21 protein-coding genes are annotated in these 23119 nt (G+C 62.3%); 10 read left to right on the top strand and 11 right to left on the bottom strand.

Annotation, left to right across the window (positions count from 1 at the left end; translation table 11 throughout):
* Positions 1-29 precede the first annotated feature (29 nt).
* Complete coding sequence (locus QFZ60_RS11675; RefSeq protein WP_307090643.1) at positions 30-1568, bottom strand: signal peptidase I; 1539 nt, start codon at positions 1566-1568, stop codon at positions 30-32.
* Positions 1569-1669: 101 nt separating this feature from the next.
* Positions 1670-2065: a hypothetical protein gene (locus QFZ60_RS11670; RefSeq protein WP_307090642.1), complete on the bottom strand. Its 396-nt coding sequence runs from the start codon at positions 2063-2065 to the stop codon at positions 1670-1672.
* 397 nt (positions 2066-2462) lie between these two features.
* Between QFZ60_RS11670 and QFZ60_RS11665 the strand changes: the two genes are divergently transcribed.
* Positions 2463-2924 carry an Hpt domain-containing protein gene (locus tag QFZ60_RS11665; RefSeq protein ID WP_307090641.1) on the top strand — a complete coding sequence of 154 codons (462 nt, stop codon included), beginning with the start codon at positions 2463-2465 and terminating at the stop codon, positions 2922-2924.
* 21 nt (positions 2925-2945) lie between these two features.
* Here QFZ60_RS11665 and QFZ60_RS11660 read toward each other — a convergent pair whose 3' ends face one another.
* The 3 genes from QFZ60_RS11660 to QFZ60_RS11650 form a co-directional block, all read right to left on the bottom strand.
* Complete coding sequence (locus tag QFZ60_RS11660; protein ID WP_307090640.1) at positions 2946-3728, bottom strand: response regulator transcription factor; 783 nt, start codon at positions 3726-3728, stop codon at positions 2946-2948.
* Positions 3729-4601: 873 nt separating this feature from the next.
* Complete coding sequence (locus QFZ60_RS11655; protein WP_307090639.1) at positions 4602-5117, bottom strand: hypothetical protein; 516 nt, start codon at positions 5115-5117, stop codon at positions 4602-4604.
* Between the two features lie 1357 nt (positions 5118-6474).
* Entirely contained in the window at positions 6475-6867 is a 393-nt protein-coding gene (locus tag QFZ60_RS11650) for a nuclear transport factor 2 family protein (protein WP_307090638.1), read from the bottom strand.
* 259 nt (positions 6868-7126) lie between these two features.
* Between QFZ60_RS11650 and QFZ60_RS11645 the strand changes: the two genes are divergently transcribed.
* Positions 7127-7444: a hypothetical protein gene (locus tag QFZ60_RS11645; RefSeq protein WP_307090637.1), complete on the top strand. Its 318-nt coding sequence runs from the start codon at positions 7127-7129 to the stop codon at positions 7442-7444.
* 95 nt (positions 7445-7539) lie between these two features.
* Here the strand turns inward: QFZ60_RS11645 and QFZ60_RS11640 are convergent, their stop codons facing one another.
* Positions 7540-8289, bottom strand: a complete 750-nt coding sequence (locus tag QFZ60_RS11640; protein ID WP_307090636.1) for a hypothetical protein — start codon at positions 8287-8289, stop codon at positions 7540-7542.
* Positions 8290-8950: 661 nt separating this feature from the next.
* On the opposite strand from QFZ60_RS11640, the gene QFZ60_RS11635 reads away from it, so the two are divergent.
* From QFZ60_RS11635 to QFZ60_RS11600, 8 genes are all read left to right on the top strand, one after another.
* Positions 8951-9238 (top strand): hypothetical protein, encoded by a 288-nt coding sequence (locus QFZ60_RS11635; protein ID WP_307090635.1) that lies wholly within the window; start codon positions 8951-8953, stop codon positions 9236-9238.
* Positions 9239-9358: 120 nt separating this feature from the next.
* Complete coding sequence (locus QFZ60_RS11630; protein ID WP_307090634.1) at positions 9359-10615, top strand: type IV secretion system protein; 1257 nt, start codon at positions 9359-9361, stop codon at positions 10613-10615.
* On the top strand, positions 10500-12104 hold the full coding sequence (locus tag QFZ60_RS21685) for an SCO6880 family protein (RefSeq protein WP_373427679.1): 1605 nt from the start codon (positions 10500-10502) through the stop codon (positions 12102-12104). The genes QFZ60_RS11630 and QFZ60_RS21685 overlap by 116 nt, the downstream gene beginning before the upstream one ends.
* Before the next feature lie 227 nt (positions 12105-12331).
* Positions 12332-13546, top strand: a complete 1215-nt coding sequence (locus QFZ60_RS11620; RefSeq protein WP_251425507.1) for an ATP-binding protein — start codon at positions 12332-12334, stop codon at positions 13544-13546.
* 137 nt (positions 13547-13683) lie between these two features.
* Positions 13684-15366 carry a type IV secretory system conjugative DNA transfer family protein gene (locus tag QFZ60_RS11615; RefSeq protein ID WP_307090632.1) on the top strand — a complete coding sequence of 561 codons (1683 nt, stop codon included), beginning with the start codon at positions 13684-13686 and terminating at the stop codon, positions 15364-15366.
* A complete protein-coding gene (locus QFZ60_RS11610) occupies positions 15353-15865 on the top strand; it encodes a hypothetical protein (RefSeq protein WP_307090631.1) in 513 nt (170 codons plus the stop codon). Before QFZ60_RS11615 ends, QFZ60_RS11610 begins: the two co-directional genes overlap by 14 nt.
* A gap of 117 nt (positions 15866-15982) precedes the next feature.
* A complete protein-coding gene (locus QFZ60_RS11605) occupies positions 15983-17110 on the top strand; it encodes an ArdC-like ssDNA-binding domain-containing protein (protein ID WP_307090630.1) in 1128 nt (375 codons plus the stop codon).
* A gap of 57 nt (positions 17111-17167) precedes the next feature.
* Entirely contained in the window at positions 17168-17671 is a 504-nt protein-coding gene (locus QFZ60_RS11600; protein WP_307090629.1) for a single-stranded DNA-binding protein, read from the top strand.
* An 87-nt stretch (positions 17672-17758) separates the two neighbouring features.
* Here QFZ60_RS11600 and QFZ60_RS11595 read toward each other — a convergent pair whose 3' ends face one another.
* The 5 genes from QFZ60_RS11595 to QFZ60_RS11575 all read right to left on the bottom strand — a co-directional run bounded on the left by QFZ60_RS11595 (position 17759) and on the right by QFZ60_RS11575 (position 22969).
* Positions 17759-17902 (bottom strand): hypothetical protein, encoded by a 144-nt coding sequence (locus QFZ60_RS11595; RefSeq protein ID WP_156400252.1) that lies wholly within the window; start codon positions 17900-17902, stop codon positions 17759-17761.
* A 95-nt stretch (positions 17903-17997) separates the two neighbouring features.
* Entirely contained in the window at positions 17998-18282 is a 285-nt protein-coding gene (locus QFZ60_RS11590) for a hypothetical protein (RefSeq protein WP_307090628.1), read from the bottom strand.
* A gap of 65 nt (positions 18283-18347) precedes the next feature.
* Entirely contained in the window at positions 18348-18878 is a 531-nt protein-coding gene (locus tag QFZ60_RS11585) for a hypothetical protein (RefSeq protein ID WP_307090627.1), read from the bottom strand.
* A gap of 21 nt (positions 18879-18899) precedes the next feature.
* The gene (gene mobF / locus QFZ60_RS11580; RefSeq protein WP_307090626.1) at positions 18900-22463 is read right to left on the bottom strand and encodes a MobF family relaxase; all 3564 of its coding nucleotides are present in this window, start codon (positions 22461-22463) and stop codon (positions 18900-18902) included.
* Positions 22460-22969 (bottom strand): hypothetical protein, encoded by a 510-nt coding sequence (locus QFZ60_RS11575; RefSeq protein WP_307090625.1) that lies wholly within the window; start codon positions 22967-22969, stop codon positions 22460-22462. Before QFZ60_RS11575 ends, mobF begins: the two co-directional genes overlap by 4 nt.
* Positions 22970-23119: the final 150 nt, after the last annotated feature.

Below are 23119 nucleotides of genomic sequence, written 5' to 3'. Positions count from 1 at the left end.
ACAATGTGCGGCCTTTCCGGAGACGGTGGTCATGCCTGCGAGTCCGCCGGCTCGGGCTGCGGTTCGACCTGGGCAGGCTCTGAGCCTGCCCGGTAACGGTAGGTGATGTTCTCGTCCTGGACCACGAAGGTTTCCACCCCGCTGCGGGACCAGTGAAGGACCAACAGGCCATAGCGTTCTGCCAGTTTGGCCAGGGTCGGGAACGTCGTGACATCGATGACGGGCCTGCCCTGGGGTGCCGGCATCGGGTGGACCCGCACCAGCAACGCTGCGTAGCGGCGGCGGATCGCCGCCGCCTCGTCCGCGGGGGTGCTCCGACGGGCGAAAACCAGAATGATGATTCCCGTGGCCAGGGCAGCGAGCAGGAACACGGCCGAGATGACGCGGGCGGCGGCCGCGGTAACCGTGAGCCCACTGACACCGACCATGCGGGGCACCAGGGCGGTGTGCTCCTGGGTGGCCGAATCCGTGACGGCCAAGCTGCCCGGACCGCCCGGGAGGGTGAGCTGGAGGGGTGTGAGCTCGAGTTTGAGCTCCGGCCGGAATTCTGCGCCCGCTGCTGTCCTAACGGCCGGGGTCAGGGCGACGGAGACCGGCCCGGCCGGAAGACCAGTGACCGCTGACGCGGCCTGGGCTTTGGCGTCGAGGCTTGCCAGGTCCAACCGGACACTGCCCTCATAGTCGCTGCCGTCAATCGTGACCGGACCGCTTAGAGGGAGCGTGGAATGCCAGCCTCCCGGGGTGGAGAGCTCCGCTGTCACGGTCACGGTTCCTGGCTCGCCATGATAGCTGTATCCGACATCGACAGTCCTGGCGAGTTTCCGGAAGACCGGGCCCGGTGACTTGGCCGTGGTCCCGTCGTAGGCCGCGCTTTGGCCGACGTCCGCGGTGTAGGAGAAGTTCATCCGTGTGCCGCTCTTGACCTGTGAGCTGGCTGTTTCCTCCAGGGGGCCGGACCAGGCCAGGGCGCCGAGGATAACTCCGGCGACGCCGAAGACCGCGGCCAGGGCGGTAGGGATGCGCAGTGAGGGCGGCAGGCCGCCCAAGCCCTGCCGGGCCGGGGGGCGGGTGCTGATGTGGCGGGACATGGATGCTCTCCTTCGTTTGCGGCGATGCCGTGTCGTTGCTGCGCCCCCGCCGGCCAGCAGCGCGAAGGCCAGCAGCCCCAGGATCGGGGGACTGGTCAGGGTTTCCAGCCACAACCCGCCCTGCGGGATATGAACCAGGGAACGCCCGACCAGGTCAGCCGCGGGCGGGGTGATGGGGTCAACGGATTGGTTATTGTCGCCCTTGAAAACGAAGGCTGCGTCGTTGCCGCCGATAATGCGGTGCAGCGCCACCTCGTCCCGGCCCGGCAGGTTATACGCGGCGATGTCGCCGACTGTATAGGAGGAGGCCCGGGCGATGATGACCAGGTCGCCCTGGTGGTAGAGCGGATTCATGCTGACGCCGTGGGTGATGACGATCCCGGCCTGGCCGGTGGCCAGAACAACCCCCACACACGCCCCAAGAACCGCGACCACTGCGAGGACGGCGGTGCGGAGGCGGTACGTCAGCCGCTGTGCCAAGGCCAAACCCCTCTCTGGAACGCGCCGAACTGGTTCTTGGAAAATTCTTGAGAAAAGGGTGAGTGGCCGGCCCCCAGCGGGCCGGCCACTCACGCTCCTTGTTAGACGGCGTCCGCGACGGTGACGGATGCGCCGTCGACGTCGCTTTGGCTCGTGCCCGTAGCGGCGTCACAGATGGAGAGGCCGTCAATGTCGATGGCGGTGCAGCTGAAGGCGGCGGGAGTGGCGCCACCGGCCAGGGACACATTGACCGTCTTGCCCTCAGCGCCCGGTGCGAAGGTCAGGGTGACCTTGTTGACGGCGGTCTTGGTGCCATCGGTGAAACCATATTGGAGGTTGGTCAGAGTCGCGCCGGTGACGGTCTGGTTGACCGTGCCGCCCACGAACTGGCTCGGACCTGCGGCGTTGACGAGGCCGGCACCGGTGAAGGCGGAGCCGGCAGCGAGGGCCAGGCCGGTAACGGACAGGGCGGTGACGATCTTTGCAGAAGTGCGCATGATTTCTCTTTCAGGTAGGAAGCCCGGCAGCCCCTGAGCGGGCTCCGCGGCGGTTGCAACCCCCAGGTACAACTGGATGCCGCTGCCAACGGACACGGACCGAAACATCGTCTGCATCACATCGACATCTCGAAGCTAACAGCGGCGAAACCTTAAAAATCCGTTCCTTGGATTAACTTCGGGGAACCTTTGGAAAGCTGGGAAAAAACAAGGAAATACGGCTGCAATGCACAAAAGCTGAGGAAAACCCCGGTGGCCGCCGGTGTCCCCGCAACTGGATCGGCTCAGCGAGATCCATGCACTCTCGGCCGGCTGCCACTCAAGGTGGCGCCAAGGTTTGCACAGGATCGGCCGAGGATAAGGCGTTGGGATCATGAGGGGACGTAGCCTTTAAGGCATGGCCATTTCAGCATCACCACAGGGACCGCCAGGCGGTGAAAAATCAACAGCGGCGATAACTGACGCGTGGACAGCCGCCCAGCCTGTGCATGACAACGACACCCACACGGTGCCGCTTGTGGATCCCGTGGTGCTGCAGGATCTCGAAGACGAGCTCGGGCAGCCGGAGCTGGTCACGAATTTCGCGAAGGACTATGTGCGGTTGTGGGAGACGCGGGAGCGCCGGCTCACCACATCACTTGCAAATCAGGATCGTGCCGCAGCCTTGGATGCCGTCATCAGCCTGAGAGTCTCGTCCACCATGGTGGGTGCGCTACGCCTGGCGGGCCTGGCGGTGGCTCTCGAATCCGCGGTGCGCAGGGGCGACCTTAGTGGAGGATTCTTCGGGGAGCTGATTTCAGTTCAGGGGCGGGCGACGGTCGAAGAACTCCGGGAACGGTATCTCCAGCACCGCGGATAAAGCTTGTAGAGCTGGACGGCCTCACGCTGGCGGGTTCGGAAGCCGTCGGGCCGCCAGCCGGTAACCGGCGCCGCGGACCGTTTGCAGCCACCGGGGCGATTCGGGATCGTCCCGGAGTTTCCGGCGCAGATTACCGATATGCACCTCGACAGCGCGTTCATCAGAGTCGCTGATGTAAGCGTCCTTGGGGTAGTTGTCCCCCCGGACGGCGCGAACGAGGTCAGTGCGTGAGAGGACCCCACCGGAAGCGCGGAGCATCTCATGCAAGAGATCGAATTCGCTCCGCGTCAATTGCAGTGGAGCCCCGTCCAGCATGGTGATACGGGTCCTGGGGTTCAACGTCAACCCGTTATGAGCGAGGACAGTACCCCCCGTAACAGCCAGGGCCACCGGCGGAAGCGGCTGTGGGCTCTCGTCATGCTCAACACTTCCGTTCCTTGGCCTGCGCATCATCGCCGCAACACGTGCCCGCATTTCCCGGGGCCGGAACGGCTTCGTAATGTAATCATCCGCCCCGCCTTGAAGGGCAGCCAGCAGGTCCGGCTCGTCCGTCCTCCCGGTAAGCATCACTACGTAAGCGTTGCTGAACTGGCGGATCCTGCGCAGGACCTCGAACCCGTCAATATCAGGCAGACCCACATCCAGGCTCACCACATCCGGGCGCTTCTCCCGGACCACCTCCACGCCCTGACGGCCATCGCTAGCGGTGTGCACGACAAAGCCAGATTGAAGGAACACCCCTTCCACCAGATTCCGCAGATCCAGGTCATCTTCGATGACGACAACAACACCCAGGTCGCCCACGGCCCCCCCTGTTCCGGATAAATCCCCAGCCCGCCCAGCGCCGACCGGTATTCAAACCCACTCCCTAAGCTACAAGGATTAGGTAAAAAAGCTTGATCAAGTCTTGAGGATCTTCATGGGATACCTTGAGCTTGACTGTGTATAGAGTCCCATCTCACGTTAGGATCAGCAAAAAACTGGCCTATGAAAGGTGCCTTTCTTGGATTTCGTCCGCTATCTAACCGGACTGCTGGTCTTCCTGGGGTCATCGTTTGTCATCGCTTTTATCGCCCACCTGATCCTGATGCGGCGTACAAGGCGAAAAGATGCCGCACTCTCAGGACGGGAGCAATAGGCGATGCCCTACATCGATATAAACCCACATCGACAACGCCCGAAATGGCTGGGCTATCTCATATTGGCCGTCCTGGCGGCACTGACCGCAACGGTTGTCTTCCTTGCCCTGACCCTGAACTGAGCCCGTATCGCTTCTTCAACAGACCTGGGCCCTGCTGAATCAGCAATCGCTCTCCGCGCTTATCGGCCGCCGAGGGCTGACAGCAGGTCCTTGGCCTCATGGAAGGGTACGGTTTTCAAGCCGTTAACGGTAGCCACGACGTAGGCCACCAACTAGCCGGACTTTTAGTCTTGTTAAGCTTGACTGGCCATGCCGCGCTGTTACGGGTTGGACAGCAGCGGACCGCATCTGTAGGGAGGGGCGAGATTAGTCCTACCGGCATCCACACATATGGACCCAATGGTCGTCGTCTGGCTGAAGGGACGCGACGCCCACTGCTGGACACCACGCCCATAAATAAGGCTACTTACTATTGCGGCTTGGGGTCAAAGAGTTCTCTCGTTGCTCCTGCTGCTCTCGCTGTCACCTCACATGACTCAGCAGTCGTCGACGATCTTGCCGACCACGCCTCCGATAGCGGCGCCCACAGCGGCTCCACCGGCACCGCCAAAGTAACCACCAATGACTGCACCTGCGCCGGCAAGGGTGCCTTGCCAGTTACCGCCTGACTTTTTGTAGACCACCGTAGACCCGCCGGGCTCAGTGCCGTCGCCGGACACGTAGGATCCAACGGCGCCCGAGGCGTAGGCGAGAGCAACCGGGCTCGCGTTGCCGTTGACCAGGAGTTCCTCATAGGCCTTCTTCACTTCCTGGTATGCCTTTGCTGCGTCGTGTTTTCCGCCAGTCGCCGCGTGGCCGAGCTCGCAAATATGGCTCAGCACGGGCAACTCCTTTTCCGTGATGAAATTCAGCTCATGAAGCCTGGTGAGCACAATCTTGTCGGCTTTAAGGCGGTCGCCACCGACCTCGGCCATGATGCGCTTAACTTCCCTTGACGCGGCGCTTTGCATCTCGTAGACGCCGATTCCACTAAAGGATTCTAAGCTGCTCATTGGAACGTCCTCCTGTTCGATGACCAATGCGCGGGGGACCCGCGCATTGGCAGTTTGCTCCCGTCTCGGACGCAGCGGAATACCCCAAGATTCGGGCTGCCCGAAGGGGCGCCCGGCTCCGAGGGCCGTCAACAGGATTTTCGGGAGTAAGCACTCCGAGTGTCGGTCGGAAAAGTAAGCTGGGTAGCTGGTTCAAGAGCCGCAAGAACGGGATCGCCCAATCGGTGGAACAGCTAATTGACACGCAAGTCCGTGTCAAGGAGCTGGGGCTGGGGCTTCTTTTGTATGCGAGTACCGACCAACTCGAATAGATAGGGCTACATCGCCGACGCCTACCAGCGCACCGCGCATGGATCGCAGCCGCGCCAATAGATGGTGCCAACCCGGGAGCTGACCAACGTGCCGTCTCAACCGGAAACACGCACTCAGCCGATGGCACCCGTCCAGAGCGTATCGGGCCGGGGCCGGTAGGGACAGGTGCGCGGAAACATCCAGCACGAAGCCGTTCGGTTTGGAGGAACTCCAGCCACGGCTTCGCGACATGGAAGGGTGCCCCTGGCCAGTGCGCGAGACAGTGGTAGAAAGGGGGTGGGGGCCGGCATCGGTTGGAGCGGCATCCCCGTAGAGGCCCGTGCCGCCGGCACTTGTCACCACTTACTTCTAAGGCCCTGCCCCAGCAGCAGGATCTAGGGCTTAGTCCTTGTTCAGGGCAAGTCTGTTGACTTAGACCTGCCAATGGATTCTGTGCCAAGTGGCGCGTACCGAATTCAGGACCGTCAGAGGCCAATTTGTACTGCAAAAGGGCATAGCCGCGGAAGGTCATTTCGGGAGGGGCGCTTTGGTATCGGTACCGGGGCGGGCTGTCGGAGGCTAATCGTCAGCGCCCCCTGGTGAATCGGAACTTCCATAGTTCGCGGGCTTCGAGCGGTAACTGGCTCCACCCATCACTGGGGTTCGCTCTCGCCCCTGCACGGGAAGAGGACGTGGTTGCGCTGCTGATGGTAACTTTGGCGCGGATCGCGGTCTCAGGACCGACAAGCAAAACGGAACCCAAGATGACGGCCAAGAAGAATGGCCAGATATGGCGATGGTTATGTGTGTAGTCGTAGGCCTGCATAGAAGCCTCAATTAATGTACTTCGTGGGTTTGTGGCCGCTAGTCAAGGAAATTCAGGTGTGAGCTGGGAGTGGCAGGGCCGAAGCTCAGACGAAATAGCGCTGACCGGACCGTTAGGTTTGCCAGGTGCGGCGCGATCGCTCATCTTTTGGTTCGATCGTTCACAGCTATTGTCCACCTTCGGTGGCGCTCGAGCCATACGAATAAGTACTCGCCTCGGGTGAAACCCGGGCGCCTGATGTCAGGACCAGAAGGCGGAAGCTTTCTCCGTATCTTCCTGGAGCTCGAAGACCTCCGTTACTTTCTCGCCGGCGAGGGTAAACACCAGGACCGACCGCTGATCCAAGGGCTTGCCATCACGCTCTGCATGGTTGGACTGGACCCCAAACACGTACCTGTCGCCGGCAGCCACATCTTCCAGATTGACCTTGATGGAGCCGTTGGAGCGTGACCCAAGCTCACCGAAATAGGTGAGGATGGCGTCCCTGCCCTGTTTGTCTCCCGACAGGCCGCCGCTGCCGCCGACATGCCACACGGCGTCCTCGGTGAACAGTTCCCTGAGCGTGTCCATGTCGCCAGCGTTGAATGCTTCATAGCCGCTCCGGACCAGCGCGACGTCTTCCTGTGCGCCCATTTTGGGCACCCCCGTCTTCATTGTCGGATTCCTGCGAGGTCAGGTTAGGCCTGGGAGCTGGTCCCGTCGAGGGGGACTGGCCCCCTGCTTTCCCCCTCCTTGGCCTCCTGCTCCTATAGGGGATTTCGGGGCGTTGTCGAGGTCATGGAAGGCCGCCCGGAGGTCTTGGGGTTGGATGATGGCCCTGCGGCATCCTGACGGTCTCAGATCGAGAGTCGTCACAGCCGAGTGACAGTCCTAAAACCAAGGAGAAGCATCCATGAACAAGAACGAGCTGGCCCGGTTGGGCCTCGACACGGATGACCTTACGCCTGACGCCGACTACGTCCCGAACCCCTTCACCGCCGATGACGGTGTGCACGTCGACCTCGTGTACCGCGCGTACCTGCAGCTCGAGCAGATTAACGCGCTGGGCGGTATCAGCCTGCTCGGCGGCTCGCGCGAGCGGCTGGAGGACATTTATGGCGGACTTGAGGACGGCATGGACCTGATGACGGCGGTGGCGCGCTTTGGCGACGATGAGCAGCAGCAGCGCGCCCAGCAGCTCATCGCGGCAGGGAAGATCAGCGGCTCCTGACAGGCCTCGACGGAACCCCGACAGCCCAGGCTGTCGGGGTTCTTTCTTTTCGTCATGCAGACCGAGCTGGCGAGAACCCCTGCGATGGGTATGTGTCAGCGGTACCAGCGCCGGCGGTTGGGTACTTCTATCCGCGGGATTTCGTGCGGTTTCAGCGGACGTTGGGGAACCGGGCGGATGGTGTAAGGGGTGATGCGGTCCTCCTCGTGCTCCCTCTCGATCATTTCTGCGGCGCTCCTATCAGTCCTACGGATGTGGTCCACAGCCCAGGTCAGGAGGACGTCGAGGCGATTGACTTCCGCTTCTGCAGCCAAGAGCCGTTCATGTGCAGTCACCGAGCCATACCCGCACCATTGGCGGAGGATCTCATGAATGGGCTTTTGACGGCGCAGGTAATAGTCGTATTCGAACTCTGCAGATGTAGCTACCGTTTCTCGGGTCTCCCAGTCTTCAATGGTTCCGCCCCGCTTGGACTTTTCTCCAGCCACTGCTTCCTCGGCCATGACGAGGTCCAGGACCGGGGCCGGGTTCCTCCGGCAGGCCAGCTCCACTACAGCCAGCGCCGCACGCGGCGACAGGAACACCTCGCCGTCATGAACCAGCCAGGAAAATCGGGATTGGAAGGCAGCCACGGTCTGCCCGGTGAGCGTTTCGAAGGCAACGTGATCATGGACCGTCAACGAGTCGTCGCTTGAAGCGACAGACAGCTCAGCGACCTCCGAAGGTACAACCAGCTCAAGTGCCGCCCACAGGGCCGACGCCTCATGGCCGTCGATGGACTCGGCCTTGAGACGCCTCCAGCCATCCATCGAGGCGTCGTACGGGACTACGTCTTTCCACGGCACCTTGAGCCTCGAGCGAGGAACGTTCTCTTCCCTGCCCGGTGGATGACCGTGCATGTGGCGGATGTCGACGCGGAATCTTCGACCCTCCTGGTGCACCGCCACGATGTGCACCCGCTCGGACGGCGCACCGTCACGCCGCCTGTAGGCCCACTCTTCCCCTGGGCAAGGACCGCGGGAAACCTCAGCATTTGGTTCCATAGCCGCTCATTATCCGTCCACACCAGGCTGCTGTCTCCTAGCAGATCCATGCGCCTAACAGTCAGAAGTGCGGTCCTGGTGTTCATGTGGTGTCCGCACCGTTCTACCTGATAATGCAAGGATCGCAGCACCTTCGATCACGCCGTTATTCGCGTTCCTCCGGGAGTCGGGAAGACCATGCTGGCTCCAAAACGCTGCAATATGCCCCTCTTGGTGGGAGCAGCCCAAAGAGGGGCACCCATCACGCCGCTCGATAGGACGTAGGACTCGGGCCCATTCATCTCGGCCTCCCTAAGGGGCATCCACCCCTGTCACTGTCATCTCACTGCGGTCATCGCACGTCTGGTGCTCTTGCCGCTTATATAAGGTGATCGCTGATCGAGTCATGTTGCTCCGCTCCGCAACATCCATGAACCCGTGAGCTCATCTGCTCACTCCATGGATTACGACGGACGGAGCACCAATGTTATTCGCAGCGGTGGACCCGGGGATCACCCCGAACGCGAGCTTTCCCTTCCTGGAATCGCTCAAACAGATCGGCGGCGGCATCCTCGTCGGCGCTTTCATCATCATCGCCATCGTGGCCATCATAGGTGCCGCGATGCTGCTGGCCGGCAAGCTTAGCCAATCGTCACGCCTTGCCTCGGGTGGCGGCGTGATCCTCCTCTGGACCGGCCCGGTGGCTGCCATTCTCGGCGGCATCAACGGCTACATCCTCTGGTCGCAGACCGCCTTCCCGCTTGGGTTTTAGCTCATGCCTGTTGAGTGCGACCTCAATGGATGGTGGCCGCCCGGCTGCGGCTTGGTCTCACAGGCTAACGACAACGCCCTGGGCGCAGTCACGTCTCTCTTCGCAAACATCCTCCAAAACATGGCGTCCTGGCTTTGGGCCTTCATCACTGGCGCCTTCACCGTGTCGGATGTGGACGACTCCCAATGGCTGTCGATAGAGGGGCTCACAAGCTGGTGGGTCGTCGTTATGATGACGCCGCTCGTCGTCGTGATGATCCTCCAGGTCCTGTCGGGCCTGGTCAGCCAGCAGCCCAGACGAATCGGCCGCGCGATGGTCGGTGGCGCTGCCGCCATTCCTCTCGTAGGGGCTGCCGTCTATCTGGTCCGGCAGCTGACGCGGGCGAGCGATTTGGCCTCGGCCGCCTTGCTCGAATCGATTGGTTCTGACCCATACCTCGTGTTCATGAGGCTTTTCGGGTTTGAACGGGCACCAGAAGGAAGTGGTCGGGAATGGAATTTGGTCTCGCTGGCACCTGGGACGACAGGGGGCCCAGCCGGTGCCGTCGTCGTTACAGTGATGGCAGTTATCGTCGTGTGGATCCTTGCCTTCATCCTGATGTGCTCGATGATCTTCCGCTCCTTTGCACTCGTCGTGTTGGCGGCCGTCGCGCCGGTGGCCCTGATGCTTCTGCCCTGGGACAAGACAAAGTCCTGGGCACGCCGCTGGTGCGAGGTGGTCATCGCCCTGGTGTTGGCCAAACCCCTATCCGGAACGGTCTTGGCCGTGGCGGTGAAGCTCTTTGCAGAGTCGAAGTCCTTTGCCGGGTTGGCTGCCGGAACGGTGGGCATGGCGCTTGCCTGCGGCGCACCTTTGATGGCCCTGCGCTTGGTCGGCTTCGCTGGCGGGGAACTCGCGGCAGCGGCCCAAACGGCCGGAGGCGGCCACGTTCTGTCCCGGACAAGCAGCGTTGCGGCTCGCCAGATTAGTCGGCAGACCGGTGGTCGCCTAACGCTTGCGGGCTTGGTGAATCGATCCGCCATGACTCGGCCGATCAGCTCAAGCCGTAGTATCTTCCCGACGCAAGCGTTGGCACCCGCTGTCCGGTCCGTGCTGCCGTCGCCCCAAGGTGAAGGGGGCCATCTGGCCCTAAGAACCGCGCCCTCCACCGGAGGCCCGAATACCCCGCACCCATCGGGGTCGCAGCAGGGCTTCGTGCACAGAGCTTTTCACGAAGAAAGCGGAACCGGCCCAGCACCTATGCGGCAGGCCCCACCCGGGGATGCCGAACCGCGAGCGCACCAAAACGCGACCGCACCGGCGCCTTCAAGGGTGCCGCCTCCGAAACCCCAACCACCAAAATTCAACCCTCCGAACGGAGGAATCCCGCATGTCTGACGATGCGCGTGCCCTTGAAGCCGTCAAATTTCCGAGATACGAGCGCCGCGGGTTCTTCCTGGGCCTCAAGTGGTATCAGTTGCTGATCGTTGCGGGGGGAGGGGCGGTTGCCATCGTGGCTTCCGCGAGTAGTGGGCCGGTTGGCCTGTTCTCCTCTGGGCCCCTGTGGATTGGGCTTATGTTGCTGGGGCTCCTTCAGTATTCCCGTATCCCTTATCCGGTATGGGCGAAACAGCTCGTTATGTTCTTCTATCGCGCAGCGGCAGGACAAACACGGTTCCTTGCAAAGCCCGCGGTTCCGCAACTCGCTGGTCGTCTGGCGCTCCCGGGCGGCCTCGGCAACCTGGAGATCCGAACAACCGCCAATGGTGAATGCTTCATGGTCGACCGTCACGGCAGGGAAGCAATCGCAGTCTTGCGCTGCAGCACGCGATCCTTTGCACTGCTGGATGCAGATGACAAAGCCTGGACGGTCCAGGCCTGGTCACGTGTGCAAGCCGGCATGGCCCAGCGGCCAAGCGTGGCCAGGATTGCCGTCCAGGATTACACAGTGCCCTATCCGTCGTCGGCGCTCTGGGAGTTCTACAAAGACAAGGCCAGGCTGGCGCAAGCCGACGAGAAGGCTGCGTGGGGACAACGCGCGTATGAGGACTTGCTCAGTGCAGCCGGGGCAACCATGAGCCATGAGCTGCTCGTGGCAATTGTCCTGGACACAAGCAAGGCTCGGCGGCGGATCAAGGAGTCGGGCGGGGGACTGGTAGGCCTGAAACGCGTCCTGCGGCTGGAAGTCGAGGCGATGAAAACGTCTCTTACTACACACAGCGTGAAGGTGGACGAGTGGATTGGGGAACCCGGACTGCTGAGCATCATCGGTGCCGCCTTCGATCCCGCTGCCTTGCCTACCGCCAAAGCGTCGGCGGCGGCAGCCCCGCCGTCGGACGATCCGGCAAGTAAGGCGACGGAAACCGTCCACCGTCATGGACCAATGGCCGTCGAGGAACATTGGACCTACCTGCGGACGGACACCGGGTTCCACCAGACCTTCTGGATTGCGGAATGGCCGCGCCAAAAAGTCTTCCCGGGCTTCCTACACCCCTTGATCTACGTGGGCGAATTCCGCCACACGTTCACGGAAGTCATCCGGGCAGTGCCTACCGCTGAAGCCCTCCGTGACATCCGCTCCGCTCAGGAAGCGCACGAAACCCGCCGCCGTATCAACGCCCGCTTCGACAGGCCTCTCACCCGTGAGCAAAAGGCCGAGGAAGAAGAAGTGATCCAGAGGGAGGAAGAGATCGTCGCCGGTCATGGTGACGTCCGCCCGGCGGCCTACATCACCGTCACCGCGACATCGCTGGAGGACCTGGCACGGCATCGCCAGGAACTTGAGTCCGCCGCCGCCGGAGCGTTCGTTGAGCTCCGGCTTCTCTATGGACAGCAATGGGCCGCGTTTGTCGCCGGCGGCCTGCCGCTCGGAAGGGGACTGCGTTGAAACAAGCAGTGAAAAGCTTCGAGTATCTACCGTCGGGGAAGAACCGGACGGAACGGAAAGCACGACGCCGACCCGCACCGTTCGCTGCAGGGTGGGAGAGTGCCGCGGAAGGGGAGAAGCAGCGCTACCCCCAGGGGTTACCCCTCGCGGGCGACTGGGGGAGCAGCGAGCCGAACTCCCTGCGTGGTCCTCATCGGCTGCGGCCCGCGCCCCACCGCGCATCAACCATGACGTTTGCGGCCGCCTACCCGTTTCTTACGGAGTCGGGACTGGGGCACGAGGGAACCTACATCGGTACGGATGTGTTCGGGTCCGGGGCTTTCTCGTATGACCCTTGGATCCTTTATGACAAGGGAATCATCAGCGGCCCTTCCATCGTTGTGATCGGGACAGTCGGCACCGGCAAGTCAATGTGCGGCAAGTCGCTCGTGACGCGGTCAATCACACTAGGGCGAAAGGCAGCCGTCGCGTCTGATCCCAAGGGCGAGTGGGTTGCAGTAGCGGAGGCTGTTGGTGGCAAGGTCATTTCCATCGGCCCGGGCCGCCCTGCAAGGGTGAATCCCCTCGACGCCGGTCCCCGCTCCACTGCCCTTACCGAGGCTCAATGGCAAGCGGTCGTGAGGCAACGGCGTCGTTATCTCCTTGGGGCCTTGGTCTCGCTCATGCGGCAGGGCACGCCCCTTCGGCCCGTGGAGCACACAGCCTTGGACATCGCCCTCATGGAAACTATGGCCGAGAACTCAAACCCGACCCTGCCCATGGTGCTCGACCACCTCCTCAAGCCGTCGAAAGAGATGACCGCCCTGGTCGGCGCAGATGGAGCAACCGCCGTCAGCCATTCCCTGAGACGTACCGTGTCCGGTGATCTCGAAGGCATGTTCGATGCTCCCTCCACTGTTGCCTTCGACGCTGACGCTCCCATGATGGTGATGGATACCTCGGCGCTGATCGGAGCATCGGAGCAGGCCCTTTCGCTAGCCGCTGCCTGCGGTGCCACGTGGTTGGAAGCCGCCATCACCAACCCCGACGGCGGTAAGCGCCTTGTGGTGTACGACGAGGGGTGGCGGATGCTCGCTGATCCGTACATGTTGGCAAAGATGAGTGAACAGTGGCGGTTGGCCAGAACGTACGGGATCGCGAACCTGCTGATCATGCACAAGGTCGCCGACCTTAACGAGATCGGTGACAGCACGAGTGGACACAGACAGAAAGCACTGGGCCTGCTGACCGAGGCTGACACAAGGGTCATTTACCGGCAAAAGCACGATGCGATGCGCCTGACCAAGGAAGCGCTCGGCCTGACCGAAGCGGAGTGCGAGCATGTCGAGAACCTTCCGAAGGGCGTCGGTCTCTGGAAAGTGGGCAACCGCTCCTTCATCGTTGCCAACCGAGTGACCACTGACGAGCTCGCTGTCTTCGGGACAGACGACAGGATGCTGTGAGACGGCCAGCGAGCTCGCGGGCGGCAAGCGACAACCCATTGGTGACCGCTGGTCTTGTCGGCGCGGCAGCCTATGTATGTCTTTGCGCAATGGTGCAGGCTGCAGTACATGTGGCTGGATCCTTGCAGTGTGGCACTATGCCGCCGTCGCCCTTCAACCCTGCGGCCGCCGTCGGACTTGTTGCCAACAGAATGGAGTGGATCGTTGTTCGCCGGGCTGATTGTGTGCTCGGCACGGACAGCGTCTGGTGGGTCCTGGCCCCGGCTCTCCTTCTGGTTGCTGCGCTCGCCGTCGGCGCGGTGGTCCTTTGGCGGCGGTGGAAGCAATCGGGCCGCTGGCTGCGCCAGGACATCTTGAATCGCGACGGCGTTGCCCGTCGCGCGGAGATTCTTCACGATTTTGGGGCGAGGGCCGTGCGGAAAAGAGGAAAGTTCACGCGCCCAGGACTCGCAAACCCTTCGGTGCAGGACGTGTCGTGGACGCTGGGCCGCTCCCGCGGCGTCACCGTCCATGTTTCCACGGAAGAGTCGATGGTGATTCAAGGTGCTCCGCGATCCGGGAAGGGGCTTTACGTCGTCATCAACGCCATCCTTGATGCACCGGGGGCAGTCGTCACAACATCCACGCGTGCGGACAACCTGGTGGTGACGATGAAGGCAAGGGCATCCGGAGGCCGACCCGTGACCGTCTTTGACCCACAGGGCATGTCGGGGATCCCGTCGTCGCTGCGCTGGTCACCGGTACGCGGATGCGAGGACCCGGACATCGCAACCCGGCGCGCGCTGGTCATCACGGCGGACACCGAGATGAAGGGCGAGAATGCTGCGTGGCAGAAGCGCTCGCTGATAGTTCTTCAGTGCCTGCTCCATGCTGCGGCACTGTCTGGGCAGGGAGTGACTGCATTTCGCCGCTGGTCTTCCAGTCCGGTACTGGCGCGCGAAGCTTTCGAGGTGCTGGGTCAGCCGGGCGCGGCGCTGGGTTGGCAGGCCGACCTGATGGGCATCCTGGAGGACGACCCGCGGAACACGTCCAATTCGTGGATTGGCGTTTCGGCGGCGGTGGCGCCTCTGTCCTCACCCAAGGTGCTGGCCGCGCTGAATCCGCAGGATGGGTCTGAAGAGTTTGATCCGAAAGCCTTCATCCGGGAGCGGGGAACCCTGTACCTGATTGGCACTCGGGCTGGAGCCGCTGCCGCAGGGCCGTACTTGTCCGCGCTGATTGACGACATCGACAATGCAGCGCGGGAAATGGCCTTCGTATCGCCAGGAGGACGGCTGGAGCCACCTCTTTCCTTGATCCTCGACGAAATCGCCAACCTGGCCCCATGGCCCGGGCTGCCTGTGGCGCTGTCCGACGGCGGCGGTATCGGGATCTCAACGCTCGTCGTTCTGCAGTCGTTGTCCCAGGCCCGTTCGGGCTGGTCCATTGATGAGGCATCGACCATCTGGGACTCGGCGATCATCAAAGTGATCTTTGGCGGCGGATCTGACGAACGGGACCTGCGTTCGCTCGCCGGATTGCTGGGGGAGAGGAGCCTCACCCTCACCACGCGGTCCTGGTCTTCCGCTGGCCGGCAGGACGGGGAGCAGATACGGGAAAGTCCTGTGATTGCTCTGGACGAGATTCGGCGCCTGCCCGCTGGCACCGCGCTCATGCTTGGGCGGCGGACTCGACCGATCCTGCTCGACCTACTCGAGTGGCACAAGCGTAAGGACGCAGGGGAGCTGCGCCGCTTCAAGGCGGAGATGGAGCGCATCTTGGCCGACGGGCACAGGGAGCGTCAGCAAAAGACAAAAGGGGCGTCGGATGCGCAGCCATGACGAGACCGAGGAGTTCGATGTTCCGTCTGCTGGCTCCTTCGGGGACGACGAGATCACCGCACAGTTGTTTAGATCCGCTTTTGGTGCTTCAGCGGCTTCCAAGAGCGTGACCCGCCGTTGGCGGGAAATGACTACGGAGCAGTCCCAGGAAGTCTGGGGTGCCCTTTTCTCATGGGTGCGATGGCTTGTCTCGACTTATCAGCTGACGACGTCGATCATTCCTGACTGCTGGTGGCGTCACCCCGAGATTGTGGCTGAGTTGTATGCGCTTCACCGCGCCGAGCTTGCCTCCTACACCCAAGATGACCCGGGCTTCGGACCGCTTGCCTTTCACGAAAGGCTCCCGCACGCCGTCGAACGCTTGCGGATGCACACCAGGACTGCCGGATGTGTAGGGCTGCAGGCACACAAGGAGCCTGCGCCTCGAATCCTGTCTGGTGACGACCCTGACTTTGTTGAGTGGCGGAAGGCTGCTCACCAATTGGTTGCTGACTTCTGAGTCATGTCGCTCTTGAGGTGCTTAACCATGAACAGGTGTCTGCGCAGCGATGCTGCGGTCCAAGAAGCATGAAGGGTGGCTGTCGTGGCCGCTACACCTGAAGTTCAACCTAGCATTTTGCCTGACCAGAGCTCTCAGGAAGCCAGCATCGGCGCCCGCCGTATGGCGCCCGAGGAGCGAATCGCCTCTTTGATGGATGGCCTGCACTCGATCCTGGAGGAGGCGGTCGAGTCACCTTCACATTGGCAGGTTCTGCTCGATGCCTCAGCCAATTTGTGGCGGTACTCAGGCGGCAACGTCGCCTTGCTCATGATGCAGATGGCGCAGCGGGGTACGGACGAGCCGACGCTCGTCGCCGGGTACAAGGAATGGGAACGACACGGCCGCACTGTCCTTCGTAGCGAGCAGGCCCTGTGGGTCATTGCACCTCGGACTGCCCGTGTGCAGCAGATGCTGCTGCCCGATGGTACGCGCCAGCGCATTCCTCTGGGTGACACGCTTCCCAAGGGTGCTATCGACGAGGGGAAGAAGACCCTTATCACGGGTTGGCGTGGCCAGGCAGTCTTCGACGTTTCGCAGACCCAGGGGGCTCCGCTGCTGGTTCCCAGGCCGAGGGATGCCCCGACCTTGGACGTGCGGCACCTATGGGAGTCGCTGGCCCGGGTTGCACGCACGCACGGCTTCTCGATCCAGGTCACCGATGCGCAGTTTGGGCTGACGAGCGGCTTCACTGACTTCGCCCAGCGTCAAATTCAAGTGGGCGGCTGGCTGAATGCGGAGGAGCGCGTCGCCGTCCTGGCGCATGAGCTTGGGCATGTTCTGCTGCATGGTCCGGATGACCACGTGGGCAAGCTTTATGGGAGCAGTGTGGACCACCGCGGGCTGGCTGAGGTCGAAGCCGAGTCAGTTGCGTACACCGTGCTGAAGGCGCACGGAATAGACCGGGGTCCCCAGTCAGCGAGCTACCTATCCGGCTGGGCTGACGCAGTCATTGAGGCTGAGCATTCCGCCGCGGCGCGCGACTCTTCTTCGAAGCAACCGGCCTCGCGGGTCGACATTGCGAAGTCAGTCTTGGGCCGCGTCACGGCGGCAAGCAAGGACATCCTCGAAGTCACGAATCCTCCGGGTTTTGGCGGGAAGGTCCCCGCTGCTGACGTCTCACCCAGCGTGCGGGGGCAGGATTCGTATGTTGGCCTGCAGCAGCCGGGCGAGCCCACCCGTGGCTTGGAGATCTCGGGCCCCTAGGGCATCCACCAACTGTTGGACGGGAGAGCCCCGTCTACGAATGAAAGGGCAGAAGATATGAGCACCAAGATTCCGGTCAACATTGTTGGCAATCTCGTTGCGGACCCCGAGCTCACGTATGGGGAGTCGGGTGTAGCGCATACCAAACTGCGCGTAGCGGTGAACCAGCGGATTCAGGGAGCAGACGGAAGCTGGCACGACGGAGACCCGGTCTTCCACAACGTATCCGCGTTCCGAGCGCTCGCAGAGAACGCTTCGAACTCCCTCAAGAAGGGGGACCCGGTAACGGTGTCGGGTGAACTCGAGTTCCGCGCGTTCGAAAAGGATGGTGAGCGGCGGGAAGCTCGTCGGATTGTTGCTGAAACGATCGGTCCTGACCTTCGGTTCGGGACAGCCGCTTACCAGCGCTCCCCACGGGCGGCAGCCGGCCCGGAAGCTGCGGTCGACGCGGGTCTGCAAGCGGCGCCTGAAGCGGCTCAACCTGCTTACAGCATCGCTACGAAAGGTCCGGTGGCCGCACCCCCTTTAGGCGGGCGGGCGCGGGCTGACATAAGTATGTAGCTGACCGCTGCTGTAAGTGTGATGGCCTGATCCTCTTTTGGACCAGGCCATCACTTTGTCAACGCTCCGACGCTTTCGGCAGCCGCTCTAAGACAGCCGGCGGAATTGTCCAGGCTTCACCTGCACCAGGATCGGCAGCGCGAGCTGGACCGGTGCGGCGCCGACCGGCTGGTCGAGAAGATCGTTGATCGACGTCTGTCCTCTCAGCTCACCTGAGGGATCTCTTTCCATGCCCACGACCCTAGGCACGACCGCGAGCCTTGCGTTTCTTCGAGACGCAGGGCGCCACCCGATGATTTCCTGAGCGTCGCCGGGATGGCTGCCGACTAGAGCGCACTACTGCCCTTCCACTCATCAGGCTTTACACGCCTGATGCTCGAGGAATGCGCCCAACCCATGTGGTATTTGCCGGAAGTATCCAGCCACTCGATGAGGCCGTACTTGTGGGTCCACCCGACGGCTTTGCCGTAAATTCCGCTGACGTACACAAGCGGACGCCCATACTTCGGGAAATCCCGGATGGGTGCGGGGTCGTCTATCGGCCGGCTTGCTTCGGCGTCCATGCGCATCATCATTCGCTCGACATCTTCAGGGGAGCCGGACTTAATCATGAAGCTATTTTAGAACATACGTTCGAATGTTTGTATCGCCGGAGCGTCGTAACAGCAGATGCCGCTTAGGGGCTCCTGCCTTCGGCGGGTGCCCAGGCTAAGCAGTCGGCGGCTCGAATGAAATACGTCTCTGGCCAAGGTGTGCTCGGCATTACTTGAGTGGGGTCGGGGGCGATGAGCAGGACGGATCCTGGCCATAGTGGTTCGGGTAGTGCTTCTATCCAGGCTCGCTGAACGTGGTTGAAGCGGTTCCACATGATGGTGACCCACGCGCCGGTGGGTTGCACCGCGTCGACGCTGAGGAGGGTCACCTCTGTCGTGGTCCCGCTGGCGAGCTTAGCGCTGTCGAAGGATCGCCACCTGTTTGCTGCGTTAGCCAGCCAGGTCCGCCGTCGGGCAGATCTTTTCCCCCATAACAGCGCCAGCACTAGAACAGTTGCCAGCAACAAGCTGCCAACGATGACCTTCATGACGAGAGGAAGTTCCGTGGGAGCCAAGGCTACGAATGAGAGGGCGCAGACTATGAAGACAACCGCGCTGGCTATCACTAGTCCGGTTGTCGCTACCTTGGGTCTTACCACTGGATTGACGACCATTCGCATTACCTCCCTACCAGATTAGAGCTGCCAGCCGGCACCTGTAAGGACGACTTGCTGAGAAAGGGCTGAATCCACAGGTGAGTCATCTCGTTGAGCGGTGCCACGGCGATGAGCATTGTTAATTGCTGCGTTGATTCGTTCACGCTGGCCCCGTTGTTCCCATTCGTAATCCGCGGGAGACGGACCCAAGGGAAGGGGAGAGTCCGGCAGCGCCCACCTGTCGCGAAAGACGGCAACGTCACGGACCAGCTGCCAGGTTTCGCCGCTGGTGCCATCTCCGACGGCTTCAAGCAATGCACGCTTCCACTCAGGATCGGCTGTCAGCGCTGCCATGCTCACGGTCTCCGTCCTTTGGGAGATACGTACCCTGACCTGCTGAATCATCGACGCTAAGTCAGGGCGCGGAATGGTGAGCTTTTCAACCAGAGGTTCCTCGACCGCCGTCGTCCTCCCTTTCATGAACCGGCGTAAGCGCGTGGTGAGGACAGCGCAGCGATCATTGGCAATGCTACTTTCCTGGCAGAACTGGCTCAGTATGCGCTCGGTACCCTGCCGGCTGACGGCTGTGGCTTTCCGCCATGCCGCGACAGCTGCGCCCCACGACGGAGATTGTTCGAATTCCTGCGAGGCGCCAGGGACATGTTCGTCCAACTGCCGCCTAAGATCCAGTCCTGCCGCGATCTGCGCGAGGTAGTCATACTCCGCGTAGAGCCGCTCAAGGCTGTCCGCCTTCCTAAGCTCCGCGTCACGCACCTCGTGCGCGGTCCGCTCAGCGCCTTCCGCAGCGAGCACCTCGCCGAGGATTCCCCGCCACGACAGCTCCTGGGACGGGTCGACGGCAGGATGGTCGGCGTCGTCACCTTCGCTGACGTACGCAAAGTTACCGGAACGGCCACGCGTCATGCTCACATACAGCAGCTCGCGGGTGAGTCGGCCCTGGGTGACTACCGTGTGGCCGGTGTCTACGGTAATGCCCTGGGAACGGTGGGCTGTGGTCGCGTAGCCCAGCTCGACGGATATCTCCAGATACGCCCGGGGGAGTAGGACGCGCGCGCCCGTGTCCCGCCGCCGCGCGAGCAGGGAGCCGTCACGCCGACTGATGCCTTCGACGTCGAACAGCGTTCCATTCCGCACGAAAGCACCGCCGCTGTCCACGAGCTTCCGGTCATTTCCCCGGGCGATGATGGCGTCACCGGAACCCGCACATAAGCCATCGCTGAGCAACACCGTCTGATCGGGATCGACCTCACCCCGCGCCACTCGATCCGCCTGCGCCCGTTCATTGAGCATGCTGACCGTTTCGTTGTCGGCGGCGATGAGGATGGACGACTTTCCTGCCCGGGTATCGGCCTGCCACGCGAGGTACGCCTTGTCAGCCATATCCAGGTAGCTACCGTGCCGGATCCTTCCATGGTGTGCGTAGTCGGATATAGCTGCGTAGTCACCCTTCCGAAGCTTCAGCGATGCTGTGCGCTCCCACTCCTCATGGAATCTCCAGATCGTGCTCAGCCGTGTTGCCTTCCCTTGCCGGTCCAGCCAGCCAAGAACGCCGCCGGCGTCGATGGCGTCCAGCTGCCCGGGGTCGCCGACCAGGAGGATCTTCGCGCCGGCTTCCTGGGCTTGCTGTACGAGACCTGCGAGTTGGTATGTCGAGACCATTGACGCTTCATCAACGATGATGAGCTGATTCGCATGGAAGCACCAGCGTTGCTGGGTAGCAGCGAGCTGCGCAGCCTCCTGCGCTAATGCGATGCTCCAGCGCTCGCCGATAGGAACCGTGGTCAGTTGCGACTGCACATTGAAGAAGCGCCCAGCCCTTGAACTGGCCCCCTGGCCGGCCGACTCGTGCAGCCATTTCGTGACGTTCTCCGTTGCCATAGCGAGTTCGCGGCCCAGCACTTCCGCGCTGGCAGCTGCCGGGGCGAGCCCAACAACGCTGCCGGCGCCGTACTCTGCTTCCCATACTGCCTTCACTGCACTCAACGTTGTCGTCTTTCCCGTGCCCGCTGGCCCCACGATGGCGTCGAGCCTGTGGCCGCTCAGGACTACGTCGGCAACGGCGGCACGCTGGTCAAAGTGAAGCACTCGGCTCTCTGGCTGTTGGACTTGGTCAAGGAGATCCATGATGACGTCTGCGCGGACTGCCGGGCCGCCGTCGTGGATCCTTGCCGCCATGACCGCGTCCTCACAGGCGAGCGTGGACGTATCGGTGTAGAGGCGCGACCCATGGAAGTCGAAGACGCTTCGTGGTCCATGTCGGACGTCTGCCTCGGCGCGGGCAGGGACGGTGTAGCGGTAATCATTCAGAGGCACGGACTGCTGCTCGGCTGCGGTGGCGACGGCGTCCATGAGCGTGCTCCTGTCCGCCGCCGTCCGGCAACGCACTTGGGCGCAGACGCGTTCGGCTTCCGCAAGGAGATTCCAGCGGTTCCAGGTTGAGCGTTTGTGGGCGACCCGCTCACGTGTCAGGTTTGCGACGGCGCAGATCCAGTCAGAGGTGAAATCAGTGAAGCCACATGGGGCGATTCGGGAGCGGTTGATCGTGGCCGCGATTAAGTCGTCCGGTGGGAATCCTTTGGCGGTGGCGCGTGCCTTCCATTCTGTGGATAGCTCGTGCAGGGGCGTGGGGAGCTCGGACTTGGGGACGCGTGTGGCCAGGGTCGCTTGCTGCCGCAGTTTGATGACAGTTGCTGTGCTTGGCGGATGGCCGCGTTCCATTGTCCACTCCGCGACGAGGCGGTCTGTTTCCACGTTGATCAGCCGGGACCGGTTGGAGAACTCGCGGATGAGGTCCTCTTCGATCCCGGTGAGCTGCTGGCTGGGATTGCCCGTATTGACAAGGGGGACGCGGATGTCCGTGTCGGTGCCAAGGTGGCAGTGGAGGGCGTCGAATAAGAGTCCGTTGTAGTGTTCGCTGGCGGCGACGGCGGCCTTGTATAGCGTGCGGGAGTCAAGGGTGACCCAAGCTCCGTCGGTGAGGCGCTGGATACGGTTGGCGATGACGAGATGGGTGTGAAGCTGGGGGTCGCCGGTGCGGGATTCCCAGTGATCGAAGGCGGCGGCGATTGCGCCCATTGTGCCGACGCGGGCGACGCCGTTTCGTCCGGCCCGGGTGTGGATGACCTGCTCTTCCAACCAGGCAAGGGTTGCCTCCACCGCCTCGTGGTGGGTGCGGAGAATCTGGTCTTGCGAACTGCGAGGGCTAAGCGCCCAGAGGACCGACACCGACTTCGGCACACTAAAGGTCAGGTCGAAACCTACGACGGCGTGCCTCACGGTGGGCGGGCCGGTTTTGTTTTCGACGGCGGTGGGTTGGCTATGCTGTCGGCCCAGCGGCGCGTTGGTGTCCGGATGGACGGCTAAGTCGAACACTGCTTTCGCGTCGGTTTCGGTGACGACGTCGCCGGCAGCTCTGTTGATCCCTTGTAGTCCGCTGCCGATCCATCGGCCCTGCGGTGTTCCGGCTTTCATGTAGTAGGTGGTGGCGTCCGGGGGAGTGGTAGAGAGGTCGTCCATCATCGTGGTCTTGAACAGGTAGCGCAGACCTGATTGTGCCGAGAGGCGCGCGATGGACATCGTCATGGCCGCGCCGTGCTTGCCTGGCGCTTGGATGGACGCCATCCGCGGCGGTTGAGGATGTCCAGCGATGCGGGGTCCAGGGCGACGCCTTTTGCGTTCGCAAGCGAGACCAGCCATGCTGCGAGATGCGCGAGGTCCTGCACGTTGGTTCTTTGCGCGCGCTTTAGCCTGGCTACTTCCAGTTGGAGGACATTGTTGTTTTGACGCTGCTCAGAGTTCTCGGCCTCGAGACGATCAATCTCACAGGACTGGGAGCGGAGCTTCGACTGGAGAATGTCGACACGCCGCTGAAAGATCCTTGTCCTAGTTGCCAGCTGGCGCTGCGCAGCCTTCAGCTCGTCCTTCGGAACTACGGCTCCGGCGTCAGCCTCTACCGCCACGGAGGGACGGCGGGCAGTTCGACGCATACGGTCACGTTTCTTGTTGCCGCAACGGATTGAACAGAAGCGCTGACTTTTGCGGGAAGGCTCGAAGCCACCCGCGCACTCTTCGCAAATTTTGACGGTCACGATGGTTCATCAGTCCCGGGGGCCGGTTTCGACATGACCGGACGTGAGGTGTCCTCACGCTGATGACCTTGGATGCCAGAGGTGTGAGGAGTTGATCCGTTATGAGCAGGTGGGGGGCCAGGGACAACTGTGGCATCGGTATCGAGGCTG

Source organism: Arthrobacter sp. B2I5 (assembly GCF_030816735.1).
GTDB lineage: Bacteria > Actinomycetota > Actinomycetes > Actinomycetales > Micrococcaceae > Arthrobacter.
The sequence above is the reverse complement of the archived record's forward strand: the minus strand, read 5'-3'. Positions and strand labels throughout refer to the sequence as shown.